This window comes from Affinundibacterium amnicola (assembly GCF_014284275.1).
In the GTDB taxonomy this organism is placed as follows: domain Bacteria; phylum Pseudomonadota; class Gammaproteobacteria; order Burkholderiales; family Burkholderiaceae_D; genus Undibacterium; species Undibacterium amnicola.
The window spans coordinates 136,380-153,100 of sequence record NZ_JACOFU010000003.1 but is presented as its reverse complement, the minus strand read 5'-3'; the positions used below and the strand labels follow the sequence as shown (position 1 = coordinate 153,100).

Annotated in this window: 15 protein-coding genes; 7 read left to right on the top strand and 8 right to left on the bottom strand. The window is 45.8% G+C overall.

Annotated elements, in window-relative coordinates; all coding sequences use genetic code 11:
* Nucleotides 1-29: 29 nt before the first annotated feature.
* The 5 genes from H8K33_RS08645 to H8K33_RS08625 form a co-directional block, all read right to left on the bottom strand.
* Nucleotides 30-1,091: a BsuBI/PstI family type II restriction endonuclease gene (locus tag H8K33_RS08645; RefSeq protein WP_186890624.1), complete on the bottom strand. Its 1,062-nt coding sequence runs from the start codon at nt 1,089-1,091 to the stop codon at nt 30-32.
* Between the two features lie 82 nt (nt 1,092-1,173).
* Nucleotides 1,174-2,670, bottom strand: coding sequence for an Eco57I restriction-modification methylase domain-containing protein (locus H8K33_RS08640; RefSeq protein ID WP_186890623.1), 1,497 nt, complete (start codon nt 2,668-2,670; stop codon nt 1,174-1,176).
* 240 nt (nt 2,671-2,910) lie between these two features.
* Nucleotides 2,911-3,894, bottom strand: a complete 984-nt coding sequence (locus tag H8K33_RS08635) for a site-specific integrase (RefSeq protein WP_246443452.1) — start codon at nt 3,892-3,894, stop codon at nt 2,911-2,913.
* Between the two features lie 91 nt (nt 3,895-3,985).
* Nucleotides 3,986-4,399 (bottom strand): hypothetical protein, encoded by a 414-nt coding sequence (locus H8K33_RS08630; RefSeq protein WP_186890622.1) that lies wholly within the window; start codon nt 4,397-4,399, stop codon nt 3,986-3,988.
* Between the two features lies 1 nt (nt 4,400).
* Complete coding sequence (locus H8K33_RS08625; RefSeq protein ID WP_229827205.1) at nt 4,401-4,742, bottom strand: hypothetical protein; 342 nt, start codon at nt 4,740-4,742, stop codon at nt 4,401-4,403.
* A gap of 654 nt (nt 4,743-5,396) precedes the next feature.
* Here H8K33_RS08625 and H8K33_RS08620 point away from each other — a divergent pair.
* Nucleotides 5,397-5,882, top strand: a complete 486-nt coding sequence (locus H8K33_RS08620) for a GGDEF domain-containing protein (protein WP_186890621.1) — start codon at nt 5,397-5,399, stop codon at nt 5,880-5,882.
* Nucleotides 5,883-5,987: 105 nt separating this feature from the next.
* On the opposite strand, the gene H8K33_RS08615 is transcribed toward H8K33_RS08620, so the two are convergent.
* Nucleotides 5,988-6,326: a YnfA family protein gene (locus tag H8K33_RS08615; RefSeq protein ID WP_222613357.1), complete on the bottom strand. Its 339-nt coding sequence runs from the start codon at nt 6,324-6,326 to the stop codon at nt 5,988-5,990.
* Nucleotides 6,326-6,829: a MerR family transcriptional regulator gene (locus H8K33_RS08610; protein ID WP_246443449.1), complete on the bottom strand. Its 504-nt coding sequence runs from the start codon at nt 6,827-6,829 to the stop codon at nt 6,326-6,328. The genes H8K33_RS08615 and H8K33_RS08610 overlap by 1 nt, the downstream gene beginning before the upstream one ends.
* Before the next feature lie 89 nt (nt 6,830-6,918).
* Between H8K33_RS08610 and H8K33_RS08605 the strand changes: the two genes are divergently transcribed.
* The gene (locus tag H8K33_RS08605) at nt 6,919-7,197 is read left to right on the top strand and encodes a hypothetical protein (protein WP_186890619.1); all 279 of its coding nucleotides are present in this window, start codon (nt 6,919-6,921) and stop codon (nt 7,195-7,197) included.
* A 20-nt stretch (nt 7,198-7,217) separates the two neighbouring features.
* Here H8K33_RS08605 and cadR read toward each other — a convergent pair whose 3' ends face one another.
* Nucleotides 7,218-7,673: a Cd(II)/Pb(II)-responsive transcriptional regulator gene (gene cadR / locus H8K33_RS08600; protein ID WP_186890618.1), complete on the bottom strand. Its 456-nt coding sequence runs from the start codon at nt 7,671-7,673 to the stop codon at nt 7,218-7,220.
* 76 nt (nt 7,674-7,749) lie between these two features.
* On the opposite strand from cadR, the gene H8K33_RS08595 reads away from it, so the two are divergent.
* The 5 genes from H8K33_RS08595 to H8K33_RS08575 all read left to right on the top strand — a co-directional run bounded on the left by H8K33_RS08595 (nt 7,750) and on the right by H8K33_RS08575 (nt 16,697).
* Nucleotides 7,750-10,005 (top strand): heavy metal translocating P-type ATPase, encoded by a 2,256-nt coding sequence (locus H8K33_RS08595; RefSeq protein WP_186890617.1) that lies wholly within the window; start codon nt 7,750-7,752, stop codon nt 10,003-10,005.
* 43 nt (nt 10,006-10,048) lie between these two features.
* Entirely contained in the window at nt 10,049-10,423 is a 375-nt protein-coding gene (locus tag H8K33_RS08590; RefSeq protein WP_186890616.1) for a hypothetical protein, read from the top strand.
* Nucleotides 10,424-10,554: 131 nt separating this feature from the next.
* Nucleotides 10,555-11,910 carry a TolC family protein gene (locus tag H8K33_RS08585; RefSeq protein WP_186890615.1) on the top strand — a complete coding sequence of 452 codons (1,356 nt, stop codon included), beginning with the start codon at nt 10,555-10,557 and terminating at the stop codon, nt 11,908-11,910.
* A gap of 8 nt (nt 11,911-11,918) precedes the next feature.
* The gene (locus tag H8K33_RS08580) at nt 11,919-13,484 is read left to right on the top strand and encodes an efflux RND transporter periplasmic adaptor subunit (protein ID WP_186890614.1); all 1,566 of its coding nucleotides are present in this window, start codon (nt 11,919-11,921) and stop codon (nt 13,482-13,484) included.
* Between the two features lie 69 nt (nt 13,485-13,553).
* Nucleotides 13,554-16,697, top strand: coding sequence for an efflux RND transporter permease subunit (locus H8K33_RS08575; protein ID WP_186890613.1), 3,144 nt, complete (start codon nt 13,554-13,556; stop codon nt 16,695-16,697).
* Nucleotides 16,698-16,721: the final 24 nt, after the last annotated feature.

Here is a 16,721-nt window from a genome sequence, read left to right as displayed (position 1 = left end):
TCCGCTCCGTCTTTAAGAAAGAAAGTGACTCAAATAGGCGTAAGGAATTCATCAAATGACATGAGCATGTCTGGCTCACTTCGAAACCAAACTTTTGAGCCGATTGCAAGTTCACTAAAACGCTTTTTGAATGCAGAACTACTTCGATCTTCAAATGCCGTGACAAGTAAAACCCGTGTAGCGGGAATTCCAGCATCAGCAGCAATTCTCAAAAGAGCATCCTTTCGAAGCTCTGTTATAGGGCCGTCTGAGTGTACAACCTCTATAAAAGCGACCTTACCGTCGTCACTTCCCACATCGACGATAACAATATCAGGCAATTCTGAAGATGGATTGAATTTCAAATCATAGGCAGCGGCTTCGCCAATAAGTTCGGGGAAAGTTTTCTGATCTGAAATACTGACATGTACAACAATAGGTAGCTTCATGATTCTACCCGCCAACTCCTCGCACACATCACGGGTGATAACCGAGGCCTCACCAGCGGCTAATCGAAGGACTTTATTAGTTGATGGCAACCTGACACTAATCTGCCCCTCTTTCTCTGTCACACCTCTGGAAAGAAGTTTCATGCGTTTCAGTGTCATGGGATTTAAAGCTTTTTCCTGCCACTGAGAAATCGCTTCACTCAATTCAATACCCTGCAAAGCTGGTGATAAAAGCTTAGCAAAATCATTGGAAAGAGCATAAATGGGCGCAGGACTGGTCGGCGCGACCCCTTCTCGTTTGATAATAAGTCCAATAGGAACAGCTCTATTACGGATCATGTCATCTCGCAGAGGCTCACGAGTATTATCTGCATACCATTGTTTGCCAAGAGGCTTGTGCCCAGGCGTTTGGCAAGTTGACAACCAAGTTAGACGTTCGAGGTCATTTGTAAGTACAGATTGCTCAAGGCTAAATCGAATCACAGTGGATGGGCGAAAAAAGCGTCCACTGCCTTCAGTAAAGCCGCCGTAGAGCGTGACAAAATACACCCTAGCAGCCATTTCTCCAGTGAGAATGCGCCGATCAGGAAAGTTATCGGGAAAAATTACGTTTATACGTTCACGAATTTCATCGAGACTTGGAAGTTTTGGAAGTGGGTTCATATTGGCTCCTTATTGAAGGAGCCATAATATACCTGCACCTCAAGAACTACAACATATATTTTTTACGCCAGCTAAAAAGTAATCAAGCTCTTTGTAATATGCATGGGAATTCTCCTAAAACCTGTTCAACAGCTGCATCTATTTCATCTAGCGAGCTACCTGATTGGATCATTCTCCCTATCGCACAAATCTGCATAATTGGTGGAAGTTTAATTTTTCGTAGATCGGCCGCATTCACCTGAGTACTGCCAGCCGTGCTACGGAACTGTTGGTCGACCATACGACTCCCGAGAAATGCGGAAAGACCACGTGCCTCTTCTACCGACATACTTCCGCCAACTCGATAAATATAATTCAAGTGATTCTCTAGCCCAATTACTTCGGATGGCAGGTCACCAGCGTAGGCGGTAACATTTATTCGACGAGCATTTTCATTAGGACTAAAACGGCGCATCAACACCATTGGTGTATTTTTCACCAACATCCAACTTGAACCAGCATCCGAGAGTATGTACTCTCGTTTCTTCTGAATAGGCCATTTCACACCGTTTGTTGAGACATGCTGCATCCAAAGAAGCGGAACCGTTCCTTGCTCAGGGAATTCTCGAATGTATTTCAAAGAGCGAAAGGGAACTACAGGTCCGGTCGAAACTTTAAGTCCGTAAGTTTCAAGCGTCGCAGTCCAAATATCAAACTGAGTAGCATCATTCGACATTGGTAGAGCAACAGCTCTGCCAAAATCACTTCCAATCAATCTGGTTAAAGGCAAAGCTTGTACTATTGCTTTTTCCATGTCGACAACACCAACACTACGAGTCACGATAACGCTCATACGAGAATCGACTTCAGCAAATCCCGTTGCCCAAGTAATCACTGCCTCTTGCAAAATTGCTTCTTCTGAAAAATGGTCTCGTCGGCTCTCAAACGAATGCAGAGCATCGATATTCAAGTGGGAAAAAATCGTTCGGCGAACAGCTGCAAAGTAGCTACCACTCATCCATGATCGCGGGGTAATGAAGCACCACTTTCCGCCCCCAGCAGCAAGACGAGCGCACGCGGCCATAAATAGTCCGTAAATATTCGGCTGTCCGTAGACGGCATAGCTATGCGCAATTGCACGTGGATCACTTTTATTAAGTTTGAAATATGGTGGATTAGAAACTATGAGCAAGCTTTCCCCAGCAACTCCTGAAGTTGCCAGTTCAGACAGCAAGAAGTCTTCTTGCAATATTTTCCAATCAAAAACAATGTTTTGCTTTTCGCAAGCATCATGCATGACACGAGCTAATTGCTTAAGCCCACCGATAAGGCGTTCATCAAGCTCAAACATCAATAGCTCGATTCGCTCAGGCGGACATTCTTTAAGAAGCAATTCATGAACAACAGCGGCTGCTAGAATACCTGCGCCAGCGGAGGGCTCCAGAATCCGAGCGACGGGTTCATCAGCTCCAGCGACAATTCTACGTGCCATGAAAGTAGCAATTTCCGGTGGAGTCATAAACTGACCCATGCTCTTCTGAGCCTCTCGGGATAGTGTCGCAACGAATGCGCGACCGATGGAATGAGCAAAATTAATCATGCGGCATTTTCCTTTAACACAGGGGTTTTGTACATGTTTTTGTATGTTAAATTTATGTAAGTTGATGTAAATGTCAATCAGTGATGTGCAACTTTTTTGTTGCCAGATAAAGATTTGATCCGGCAATACTAATCAGAGACGTTTCGAACATAACTAACTATACAAAAAAGCAAAATATATCTATGCCAATCAACCGTTAGGTAGCAAGAGCCAACAAAAACATCGCGACAAACATCCACTTCACAATAAACTCGGTATTTTCCGCTTTGCTACTGGCCGAATATAGCGAGCAAGGGTTACGTCCGATTTATGACCGGTCTGTTCGCGAATTTGATACGGCTGCAATCCGACTGTTGCTGCTTCCGTGCAGTAACCAGCGCGCAAACTATGCCCCGCCACTTTACTAGCCGCATCATCGCCATCTACTCTACGAACAGCTGCTTTGACAATCAACGCAACGGATTGAGGAGTCAATGCTTTGGTGTTCACTATTGTGTCATACCGACTGACGGCTCGAAACAGTGCGCCCTCGTTGATACTCGCTAGTTTAAGCCAGCTTTTAAGTGCTTTCACTGGACACGTTTTGCCCTTAGCAGTCGGAATAAAGACCGTTCGCCCAACGCCTTCTTGATCAGTCTTCGAGCGCCGTATCAATATTTCTAATCCCGTGTCATAGGTGCTGACATCTTCAAACCGCAGGGCAACCAGTTCAGAGCGACGGAATGCCCCAGCAAAGCCGATCAACAGCAATGCCTTATCGCGCGCTGCTTTCATAGGGCTTTGCTGGTCTACCAGTACCAAAATTTCTAGCAGATCGTCTTTTACCAATGCAGTAACGCGGCGTTGTGCAGTACCGAAGGTTCGCCTAATTCCCTGCATCGTTCTTTTCACAGACTTATCCATAACTGGCGATACAATGCCAATGTCAGTATGGGCGCGGTGAATAGCGATTAGCCTATGCTGTAGAGTTGCAACCGCCAATGAATCGGCAAATTTAGCAATGTATTCAGCAACCATACTTGGCGTTGCTGGTATTGAGCCACCATGCTGTTCGAAATGGCGTAGGTCGGCGCTGTACGTGCGTTGTGTGGCTTTTGATTGAGCCGCTGCTGTGTAGCTTTCAACTAGCGATGATGGTGGCGCAGGGATCGATTGAACTAGCTTGATGCGTTGCACTTTTTTGGGTTCGATTAATTGTAATATTTTTGCTGTTTTGGTAGCCATTTTAAGTATTCACAATAGTGTATTTTCGATAGCTGACACGACGAAAAAAAAGCAACGAAAATTCTCGCCGCTTCTTTTGTTCTTAGTCAGTTCATGGTTTGGCATTTGGGAAGCACTCAACAGTGCCAGGGACATAATCAACAATCGACCTTCGGCAGGCTGCTGCGATACAGTGAATAACAGCAGCTAATTCACCCAACTCTCCTATCAGCCACCCAATGGCTTCTGCTGCGTCACCAGATATTTCACGAGTTTCTATCTCTGGCGCGGAATTGGCCAATAGTATGCCGATAGCGGATATGCCGAGATTGACAGTACGCATTGCGACATCACCGTTATTTGCGATCTGCAAAAGTAACGTTGGATTTGCGGCAAGGTAATCAATCTCAAATTCAGCAGTCACCGTCAAATGTGGCAGTTGCAAAAGCAAATCGCGTATCGGTCGCATGGCCTGCATTGTCGCGATGGCGTTACCGCTCTTTTGTGATGATCGTTTGGCGCACATATCAGTATTCCTCGGGAAACAGGAAAGTAGTAGCACTGCGATCCGCTTCCGTGATCACCCAAAATCGTCTGTTAGCTGCAACATACGCCGACAATATGCGAAGCCCGTTCTCTACGGCAAAATCATTTGCAATTGCGTCTTCAGGCGATACATCACCCCAATCGCTTTGCAAATGACGCTGAATTAGATACGGCTCGATTTCAATATTGTTTTCGCTAAAATGCGCCATGACTGCTGGAGTTGCCACGACTGTGCCACAAGAAAATAGCGACACTTTTTTCTGAGCGCCGTGCACATCAATCGCTGACATATTTGAATTGGTGTTGGTATCTTTTTTCATCATTTTTATCTCAGTAAAGGTAGGTATCCCAAGCAAGAAGACGACAAAATTCACTGATAGCATTCTGGCTTTCAGCGAAACATTACAGGACGTCTTTAGGGAAGTAGAAAGGGAACAGCGTTTGCCAAATCAGAGACGCAAATAGTGAAGCCAAGCTAGAAAGGCTTGATGAGAATACTTGCGTTGGTATGGGTTAGCGTTGGCTGCTGCGACGCATTGCACGCCACAGCAATATGTTAACATGGGGCACAAATCAATTTCATTGAAAATAACTTTGTGAAAACGCGACTCACGTCCATTATTTGAGGGTTCATTTATTGCACTTGCCTGTCAAAACTGCGATTTCTTTAAGCCTCGAAAACATCTCAATACACAGATTTCACCTACTTTCAACCTGCAAATATGCATCACTTTTTTAAGTCATTTTTACAAACCATGTTAGGTAGCTTCCGCCGAATTTCGAGAGCAACAAAGAATGAAATGTGAGTTGAAGATTTACACAGTGAATCTTGGATCATGGCTGATGCCATCAGCAAACGACGTGGATTCAACATTGATTTTTCTGACCCCGATGACGCCAGCCTTATCATCCGTGCGATAAATGTTGAACAAGTGAAAAGAGGCGACTGACAGATATGTAATTCCGTTCGCCTAGCTTTGCATGATGCAAAGACTAGTTTATATCACCGACGATTTCTAGATGCTGCGATAGTCAGAGATATATCGCTTGCGGAAAGAGAGAAAAGACCACTCGCTTTGATTATGTTAGACCTTGATCACTTCAAGAATGTAAACGATCAATTTGGACATGGCGCGGGTGATGAAGCTCTCAAAGCGCTTGCTGATATTTTGAAAAAGACGTCTCGTGACAGTGACTTAATTTGCCGCTATGGTGTTGAAGAGTTTATCGCAATTATTCCAAACATGTCAGCTTCGCAAGCAGTTGATAGAGCCGAAGTTTGGCGAAAGCAATTGGAAAAAAATACGGTAAATTGCGATGAAAATGCGATTAAAATCACACTATCTGCGGGCATAGCTTTTTATCCAGATCATGGAAAAAATGCCGAAGAGCTAGTTTTATGTGCTGATGGAATGCGCTATAAATCTAAACGATCTGGGCGCAATCAAGTGACTATTGCTTAAACATACTGTCATTAAATAATTTGAGAAGTGCTAATTGCCAAGAGTTTAGAAACAGCAGTTAATCAAATTTATTTCGTATTGAAAAAGCTTAACTTACAAAGGTCATCAGGATTTGTTTCCAATAATGATGATTCCTGCACCGAGCAAGGCAACGGCTGCCCCAAGGTAATCATTCCAGCTTGGCTTAATCCCGTCTACAACAGAAAGCCATGCAATGGCTGTGGCAATGTATACGGCACCATAGGTTGCGTAGACTCGGCCACTCGCTGCTGGATGCAAAGTCAATAACCAAACAAACACGGCTAAGCTCGCCGCCGCCGGGAGCAATAGCCAAGTTGTACCTTTGCCAGTGAGCCACAACATCGGCAAATAGCAACCAATGAGTTCGGCAATGGCCGTTGCGACAAATAAAGCGAAAGATTTTCCGATGTCATTTAACTCCATTAACGACCTCGCTTTAATTCAGTAACGGAAAAAGAATCAGGATTTGTCGCTAGTTGGATGCTGTCCTCAGGTCGTCTCTGCGGTATGACAGGCGCCTGTAAAGTTTCGATGATGGAGCAGTCTTTTGTTTGACCCTCTACGCAGCCAGTATTACAGGCACAGACATAAGCATTTAGCGTTTTTTCTAATTCGCGCATTTCAACTATTTTTTTTCGTACTTCATCAAGATGACGCTGTGCCAGATCTCGTACTTCGACGCAAGCGCGCTCACCATCCTCTAAAAGCTGACCCAATTGACGCACCTGCTCAATCGGAAAACCAAAATCGCGGCAGCGTTTAATAAAGAGCAGTCGTTGAATGTCTTCATGACGATAAAAACGATGCCCATTCGACACACGCTCAGATTGCGGCAAAAGACCTATTTCTTCATAGTATCGAATGGTCGGCACAGTACACTTAGTCTGCTGGGATAAGTGCCCGATTGTCAGTATAGGTTTGTTCATCATCCTAAAAATAAGGCTTGCATCTCAAGTGACTTTAGCATGTACCTTGCAACTTCGGTAAAACAATTTCATTTTTAAAGGAGATGGATATGGAAGTAATGAAGAGCAAGTCATGGCGTACTGCCTTAGGTGCTGCGGCGGTAATTATTGCGGGGTGTGGTTTGTGCTGCCTGCCACTAATAGCGCCATTACTTGCATCACTTGGCGTATCTATCGGGTTAGCAGCATATCTTGATGAACTGTCGATATGGCACTTCATCCCAATCACAGGTATAGGTATTGGGGTATTCGTCATGATAAGAAAACGATTTGTGCAACAAAAATGCAAAAGAGACTGCAAGTGCGAAAGCCAGTGCAATACGTCTTAAGAGCCGTTTTCACTAAACTGTTAATGGCAGCCTTCCCCATGACTGCCCAGTTTTTTTATTGGCATACCTTCTGTCGTAGCCAAGTTATGCAAAATGCCGCAGTCTTTGCCTGCGTTGGAATTATGGCAAAGACTACGTAATTGCATCAGTTGCTTTTGTAACTCAGTCAATTCATGAATGCGATGTGCTACATGATCAATATGTTTATCTAAAATTTGATTCACTTCCGTGCAGGTCTCCTGAGGTGCATCCTTAAAAAGTAAAAGCTGACGGATTTCATGCAAGGTCATATCCAATGATCGACAGTGGCGGATAAATAAAAGTCGTTCAGCATGGCTTTCACCATACAAACGATAATTTCCTTGCGAGCGTATGGCTGGGGGAAGTAAGCCTTCTTTCTCATAAAAACGAATGGTTTCTACCTGACAACCAGATCGTTTTGCAAGTTCGCCAATTTTTAATTCCATTTGGTTCATCCTCATCGCAAAATAATGCTTGACCCTATACCTACTACAGGGTTTTTAATAGCACTATACGCCTTAAGGAGCTTTTATGTCATCGACAACTGAGCAAACATCCATCTGTACCAGCAATCAACACGACTGTGCTTGTGGAGATACGCCGCTGATCACTGCAACGTCACCGGAGTCAACCGCTGCCGTCGGTGCGTCATCGGTGGTATATCGAATTGAGAACATGGATTGCCCCACGGAAGAAACCTTGATTCGTCAGAAACTGACTTCTGTTGAAGGTATTACGCAACTGAAATTTAATCTGTTAGAGCGAAAACTCACAATCGAACATCGACTAGCCGATGAAAAACCGATTCAGCGGGCTTTACAGGAAATCGGTATGCAAGCCGAGCTGGTCGACACTGCGACGCAAGCCCAACAACACCGAAGCACATCCCCTACGAGCAGTAAATCATGGTGGCTGATTGGTTTGGGAGTTGCCAGCGCAATTGCGGCAGAAGTGATTGCCTGGGTGAGTGGCAACGAATCAAGTTGGGCTGTGATTGCGCTATCCTTATTTGCCATTCTCATTAGTGGCGTTGGCACCTATAAAAAAGGATGGATCGCGCTCGCCAATCTCAATTTAAACATTAATGCCCTGATGGCAATTGCTGTTACAGGTGCTGTGATCATCGGACAATGGCCAGAGGCGGCAATGGTGATGGCTTTATTTAGTCTGTCAGAAATGATCGAAGCCTTATCCTTAGATCGTGCACGCAATGCTATTCGGGGATTAATGGCAATGGCGCCCGAACAAGCGACGGTAAAGCAGGCTGATGGTACTTGGCTCACCGTAGGAACCGACCAAGTTCAAATTGGCGAGATTCTACGGGTCGCGCCCGGAGAACGCGTTCCACTCGACGGCGTATTGACTGAGGGTGCATCTGCGATTGATCAGGCTCCCATTACAGGAGAAAGTATACCGGTCGCAAAAAATATTGGGGATCAGGTATTTGCTGGGACGATCAATCAAAGCGGCTCCTTTCTCTATCGCGTCTCTTCTTTAAAATCAGATTCAATGTTGGCACGCATTATTGTGCGTATTGAAGAAGCGCAGGCTAGTCGCGCGCCGACACAACGTTTTGTGGATCAATTCGCCAAAATTTACACACCTGTGGTCTTCTTGTTAGCGTTGGCAGTCATGATTGTGCCGCCTGTCTTTTTCGGATTATTGTGGTCGGTGTGGGTCTATAAAGCCTTGGTACTTCTCGTGATTGCTTGCCCTTGTGCACTCGTGGTGTCAACACCAGTGACCGTAGTGAGTGGACTGGCCGCAGCAGCTAAAGCGGGCATCTTGATTAAAGGTGGGGTTTATCTGGAAGACGGTCGAAATTTAAAAGTGCTTGCATTGGATAAGACCGGCACCATTACGCTGGGTAAGCCTAGTGTCACCGATATCACGCCACTTCAAGGGGATACCAACACACATTTAGGGCTTGCGGCAAGTTTGGCCAACCGTTCAGACCATCCTGTCTCCGGTGCCATTTGTCGTTATTGGAAAACGCAATTTCCTACAGTTTCTCTCACTGAAGTATCTCAGTTTGAAGCTTTGATGGGACGTGGTGTAAAAGCACGCGTGGATGATCAGTGGTTTTATTTAGGCAATCATCGACTGGTTGAAGAATTAGGTATCTGTAACACGAGCCTGGAAGCGACTTTACGTACCTTTGAAGGTGATGGAAAAACTGTGGTCATTCTCTGTAATGAAACAGCGCCACTTCTGATGGTTGCCGTAGCCGATACAGTTCGAGAAACTAGCCGACAAGCCATTGCCGAACTACATGCGATGGGCGTGCGTACCGTGATGCTCACTGGCGACAATACACTCACCGCTAAGGCGATTGCCAAACTGGTCGGTATTGACGACGCCCGTGGTGACTTGTTACCGGAGGATAAATTAGCGGCTATTCAGCAAGAGATAACACAATATGGTCACGTCGGGATGGTGGGCGATGGCATTAATGATGCCCCAGCACTGGCCAAAGCCCATATTGGATTTGCAATGGGTGCCGCTGGGACGGATACCGCATTGGAAACGGCCGATGTGGCATTAATGGATGATGATCTGCGTAAGATTCCCCAGTTTATCCAATTGAGTCAACGTACCTCTCGCATTCTGAAACAAAACATTAGTTTAGCACTCGGGATAAAAGTAATTTTCTTAATACTGGCAGTCTTTGGCTCTGCAAGTCTTTGGATGGCGGTATTTGCAGATATGGGGGCAAGCCTGTTAGTCATTTTTAATGGCTTACGCTTGGTCAAACTTACTACTACGTCCAAGACCACCTTAGTTTAACTAGCGCAGATAACAAATTTGTAACCCAATAGAGAAACCGATCATGTATATAATTCGCGTCATGTGTAAAAAATGGATCATCCTGTTAGTCCTTGCGTTGACCTTCCAACTAAGTTGGACGGCGGCAAGTGCTTTCTGTCAGCATGAAACAGATAAATCCACGCAACATTTTGGGCATCATCCTCACCAACATCACACTGCGGATCAAGAGGATCAAAAGAATAAGGCTGGCAATAAGAAACCTGTGTCCCATCCAGATTGTACGACATGTCATCACGGCGCATCAATGACCGCTGATTCACGAGTATCTCCATTTGATGATCTAGGACGTCAAGATTCCCGATCGCTCACACAACTTCAACCTCCCATGCCGTTTTTGGCAGAGCCAGAACGTCCCAAGTGGATACGCGTCGTTTAATCCGGTGCCAATTCACTGTCTTCTTCATTATTTTCTTTTGTATTGAGATCCAAGGGTTGACAGCGCACGACCGGATTTTTCCTATTGCTTCATTTTAAGAATAGTTTCAGGAATTATTTCAGGGGAGTTCCATGCAAAAATTGCTTTTGCCGCCCACGTTATCGTGGCTCGCGGCAGTATTACTAACGTCTTCACCCGCATACCTTGTGGCGCAGACATTACCGACTAATACCCACATAAAAGATCAAGCGAGTACGCAAATGCTCGCAGTCAATCTATCCTCCAACAAGTTGCCTGACACCGTTGCCGTTGGTCGCTTGGGCTTACAAGAGACCCTACGTTTGGCTCAACAATACCACCCGGATATCGCTGCTGCCAAACGAGAGATAGCGGCGACCGAGGCAAGCTTACGTCAAGCAGGTTTATTACGTAATCCAGAACTGGTTGCGATGATGGAAGATGCACGAACTGAAAATCGCAATACGACTTGGCAACTCAATCAAGCGATCGAACTTGGTGGCAAAAGGCGTGCCCGCCTATCGGTGGCCGAAAGCGGTTTGAATATCGCTAAAGTCGAGTTCGCCATAATGTTGAACGAGATTCGGGCCACCGTTACAACACGCTTTAATGAGGTACTGATTGCCCAAGAGCGTCAACGATTGGCGCTCACTTCGTTGGAGCTAACACAGCGCGCTTACAGTGCAGCTAAAAAACAAGTCACCGTGGGCAAAGTGGCGCCCTTAGAAGAGAGTAAGGCACGGGTGGCGCAGTCCAGCGCACAGCTTGAGTTAGCGAAATCCGAGAGTGAATTAGTGATTGCACGCCAACGATTGCACTCTATGATCGGCAATAACGCGACTTCATCCATTGAATTGGTAGGACGTTTTGATGCTTTACCTGTGGTGCCTGATAGCTTGGATGTAGAAAAGCAGCTGATGCAATCACCACAGATCATCAAAGCAAAAATAGAGGTGGAAAAACGCGCTGCAATGGCCGATGTAGAGCGCAGTAAACAAATTCCAGATATCACCTTAAGTCTTGGTGCCAAACGGGAACAACTGACCGGACGACAGCAGCCTATGATCGGTGTCTCTATCCCGATTAGCCTGTTTGATCGTAATCAGGGCAACGTGCAGGAAACCATTAGCCGTCTGGATAAAGCGAAAGACGAACTGCAATCGACACAGATTCGGGTGCGCAATGAATTGATGCAAGCTCAGCAGCGACTCCGATTTGCGGTCGACGAAGCACAGCTAAGTAAAGCAGACGTTCTCCCTAATGCCCAAAATGCCTTTGACCTTGCGCTCAAGGGCTTTGAATTTGGCAAATTCGGTTTCTTAGACGTACTCGATGCGCAGCGCTCTCTCTTGGCTGCAACAGCACAATATTTACGTAGTTGTGGCGATGCCCATCTTGCCGCGGCGGATATTCAAAGACTGCTGAATGATCAAGCGTTTGAATTCTATCCAGCGACTGACTCATTTTAGGAATAATCATGAAATTTTTATCTCAACTGACACAATCATCGCCAATCAAATATCGGAATCAGGCAATTGCAGTCGGCATCGTTCTCGTCGTTGGCGTTATCTTGGCGATAGCCATCTTATTTACAAATAAATCTGGGACTAAAGCCGAAGAACATGATGAAGCCGGTCATGCAAATGAGCATGCGGAACATGCAAAAGAAAGAAGTGAGGAACCAGCCACTGATCAGAAGGGGCCGCATGGAGGACGTTTATTGAAACAAGGAACTTATGCCTTAGAGGTCGCTATTTTTGAAGTGGATTCGGCACCAGTCTTTCGTCTCTATCCCTATCAAAACGGAAAAGCCTTGCCGCCTAAAAGCAGCGAAGTGACTGTCTTGGTTCAGCGTTTGGGTCAGGAAGTCCAAACCTACCTATTAAAAGCCGAACAAGATTACCTGACTAGCACTAAAGAATTGGAAGAGCCGCATTCTTTTGAAGTGAAGATTAAGGCAATATTTGACCAAAAGACCTATGATTTTCAGTATGAACAGATTGAAGGCCGAGTACAAATGAGTGAGCAGCAACGCAAACACAACGGCATAGAGACGCAAGTTGCTGGACCGATGTTATTGCAAAGCACGATGTCGCTATTAGGTGAGATTCGTCTGAATGCTGACAACACGGTACATGTCGTGCCACGCCTGACGGGATTGGTAGAGCGTGTGTTGGTAAATGCGGGAGATAAGGTCAAACAAGGGCAAGTATTAGCCATCATTTCCAGTCAACTCTTAGCGGATCAACGCGGCGAAGTGCTGGCGGCGCAAAAACGGTTTGTGTTAGCGAAAAAAAGTTTTGAGCGAGAGAAGAAACTGTGGGAAGAGAAAATTTCTGCCGAACAGGATTATTTGGCGGCACAAAACGCCTTACAAGAAGCCGAAATCACTCGCCAAAGTGCCGAGCAAAAATTAGCCGCTTTAGGGGCGAACTCTCCTTTAAGTGCGACTGGCGGATCACTTACACGTCTGGAAATTCGATCACCCATTAACGGCACCATCACAGAAAAAAATATCGCGATGGGACAAGTATTGAAAGAAGATGCCACGATCTTTACGGTGACCAATCTGGATACGGTATGGGTTGAGGCAGTGATTCCTGCGAAAGAATTAGGACAAATCAAAGTCGGGCAAAAGGCGACGATCAGCGCAACGGCGTTTGAAGCCAGTACCACTGGAAAAGTGAGCTATGTCGGCTCCGTGGTTGGCGATCAGACCCTAAGTGCGATGGCGCGCTTGGTGGTATCCAACGCCAAAGGTATGTGGTACCCCGGTCTGCCAGTCAATCTGGTTGTGCAATCTGCCGCGGTGAACACACCGGTTGTTGTTGCCAGCGAAGCCATTCAAAGTGTGAATGAAGTCTCCAGTGTATTTATCAAAGTCGGTGATCAATTTGAAGTGCGACCAGTTGAATTAGGGCGGACTAATGGCAAATTTACCGAAGTAATTAAAGGCTTACTGGCGGGTGAAACGTACGTCTCAAAAAATAGTTTTCTGATGAAGGCGGAATTGGGTAAGTCGTCGGTCGGTCATGACGATTAATTCCGATTCAAATGATCTTCTTATGAATCATCTTATGAATCATTCCATTCATTTCAGAAAGTAAAAATTATGTTTGAGAAACTTATTCGCTTTTCCATCGATCACCGATGGATGGTGCTGGCCGTGACCTTGTGTTTCGCTGCGCTAGGTATTGTCAACTATCAACGTCTCCCCATAGATGCAGTACCCGACATTACCAATGTTCAAGTGCAAATTAATACGGTATTACCTGGTTACTCCCCCTTAGAGTCTGAGCAACGCGTGACCTTTCCGATAGAAACCGTGATGGCAGGTTTACCAGCGCTACAGCAAACGCGTTCGCTATCGCGTTACGGCTTGTCGCAGGTAACGGTGGTGTTTAAGGATGGTACCGATATCTATTTCGCGCGCCAATTGGTTAATGAACGTCTACAAGAAGCAAAATCGAAACTGCCTGTCGGTGTTGAACCTTCAATGGGACCAATTTCTACTGGGCTTGGCGAAATTGTGATGTGGACGGTGGAAGCGAAACCCGGAGCCTTGAATGCAGCAGGTGAGCCTTACTCTGCAATTGAGCTTCGGGAAATTCAAGACTGGATCGTTAAGCCGCAACTACGTAACGTTGCCGGTGTCACCGAGATCAATACGATAGGTGGATATAACAAGGAATTCTTGGTTGCTCCCAGACCAGAAAAACTCGTTGCCTACGACGTCACTTGGCAGGAAGTCGCTGCCGCAATCGAAAAAAATAATGCCAATATAGGTGCTGGCTATATTGAGCGACGCGGGGAACAATACTTGGTGCGTGCACCTGGCCAACTCAACTCTATTGCAGATATTAAACAGATCATCGTGAAATCCATCCACGAAACACCGATTCGCATTGAAGATGTCGCAGATGTGGAAATCGGTAAGGAGTTGCGCACAGGAGCCGCTACTGAAAATGGTCGTGAAGTGGTGCTGGGTACCGTATTTATGCTAATGGGCGAGAATAGCCGGAAGGTGTCACTTGCTGTCAGTAAAAAAATCGAAGAGATTAATCATACATTGCCAAAAGGCGTGATTGTTAACACTGTTTATGATCGAACCATATTAGTGGATAAAGCGATTAGTACAGTAAAGAAGAATCTGCTTGAAGGTGCCGTTCTGGTGATCGTAATTCTGTTTCTATTCCTAGGAAACATCCGTGCTGCAATTATTACGGCGATGGTAATTCCACTAGCAATGCTGTTCACGTTCACAGGTATGGTCGGCAACAAGGTCAGTGCAAATCTGATGAGTCTTGGGGCATTAGATTTTGGGATCATCATTGATGGTGCCGTCGTCATTGTGGAAAATTGCGTGCGGCGTTTAGCCCATGCACAGCTTCACCATGGCAGGCTATTAACGCGACATGAACGATTTAACGAAGTGTTTGAAGCAGCAAAGGAATCCCGTAGACCTTTGCTATTCGGTCAGTTAATCATCATGGTGGTGTACTTACCCATATTTGCATTGACGGGCGTCGAAGGAAAAATGTTTCACCCCATGGCATTTACTGTTGTTGCGGCGTTAATTGCGGCGATGGTGCTTTCAGTGACATTTATTCCGGCCGCCGTTGCATTATTTATCGGTAATAGTATCGTTGAAAAAGAACATGGTGTCATGAGTCGCATTCAAAAAAGCTATGAATTAACATTGAATTGGACTCTGCATAGCAAAGCTTTGGTGCTCAGTATTGCAGCCACTACGATCATGTTGAGTGGCTTACTCCTAACTCGCATGGGGAGTGAATTTGTACCTAGCTTGAACGAAGGTGACATCACAATGCATGCGATGCGTATTCCGGGTACTGGCCTCAATCAGGCAGTACAGATGCAGCAGGATCTTGAACGTGTAATTCAAAAATTCCCTGAAGTTGAACGGGTATTTTCTAAAATAGGTACGGCAGAGATCGCAACTGACCCTATGCCGCCAAGTTTGACCGATACTTTTATCATGCTTAAACCAGAAAATGAATGGCCTAAGCCAAAACGAAGTAAGGACGAATTAATTGAGGCGATCCAAGAAGCGGTCGCGAAAGTACCAGGAAATAACTACGAATTTACGCAGCCTATTCAAATGCGCTTTAATGAATTGATTTCAGGCGTCCGTAGTGATGTAGCGGTCAAGGTATTTGGTGACGATATGGATGCCATGAATAAATCCGCTGAAAAAATCTCTCAAGTGCTGGCCAAAATTGATGGTGCGACCGATGTTAAGGTTGAGCAAACAACGGGCTTGCCAATGCTCAATATTCAAATTGACCGGGATAAAATCGCTCGTTTAGGCGTCAACGTCAATGATGTTCAAGCGGTCATCAGCCACGCCATTGGTGGGCTGGCAGTAAGTACGATGTTTCAGGGCGATCGTCGTTTTGATATTGTAGTTCGCCTGCCAGATCACTTGCGCAATGATGTTGACACGATTAAGCGTCTACCGATTCGTCTTCCGAAAGACGGTGCCAGCCCAGATAAAGCGGGTTATCTGCGATTGAGCGATGTGGCGACGGTCAGCATGGGAACGAGTCCTAATCAAATCAGTCGAGAGGAAGGAAAGCGCCGCGTGGTTGTAACCGCAAATGTCCGCGGACGCGATATCGGTTCATTTGTGACTGAAGCCCAACAGCGTATGCGTAAAGAAATTAATATGCCTGCTGGTTATTGGATGACCTGGGGCGGAACCTTTGAGCAATTAGAGTCGGCCAGCAATCGCCTGAAAGTCGTTGTGCCAGCTGCATTGGTGCTGGTCTTTATGCTGCTCTTCGCCATGTTTGGCAATATGCGAGATGGTTTATTAGTTTTTACCGGCGTGCCGTTCGCATTAACCGGGGGCATTGTCGCCTTATGGTTACGAGACATTCCTTTATCGATTTCAGCGGGTATCGGTTTTATTGCCTTGTCTGGCGTGGCCGTCTTGAATGGTCTGGTGATGATTGCCTATATTCGTTCACTCATTGATAAGGGCATGGATGTAGATGTCGCAATTAGTGAAGGTGCGGTAACAAGACTGCGCCCTGTATTGATGACGGCTTTAGTCGCTTCTCTAGGTTTTATTCCGATGGCCATCGCCACAGGCACAGGTGCTGAGGTACAACGACCGCTAGCGACGGTCGTCATTGGCGGAATTATTTCATCAACCTTGTTGACCTTACTGGTGTTGCCATTGCTGTACAAGCTCGTGCCTTCTTATTTCACGAAAGAAATCGAAGGCTAATGACATAATCTTGCTCGCCCCTGT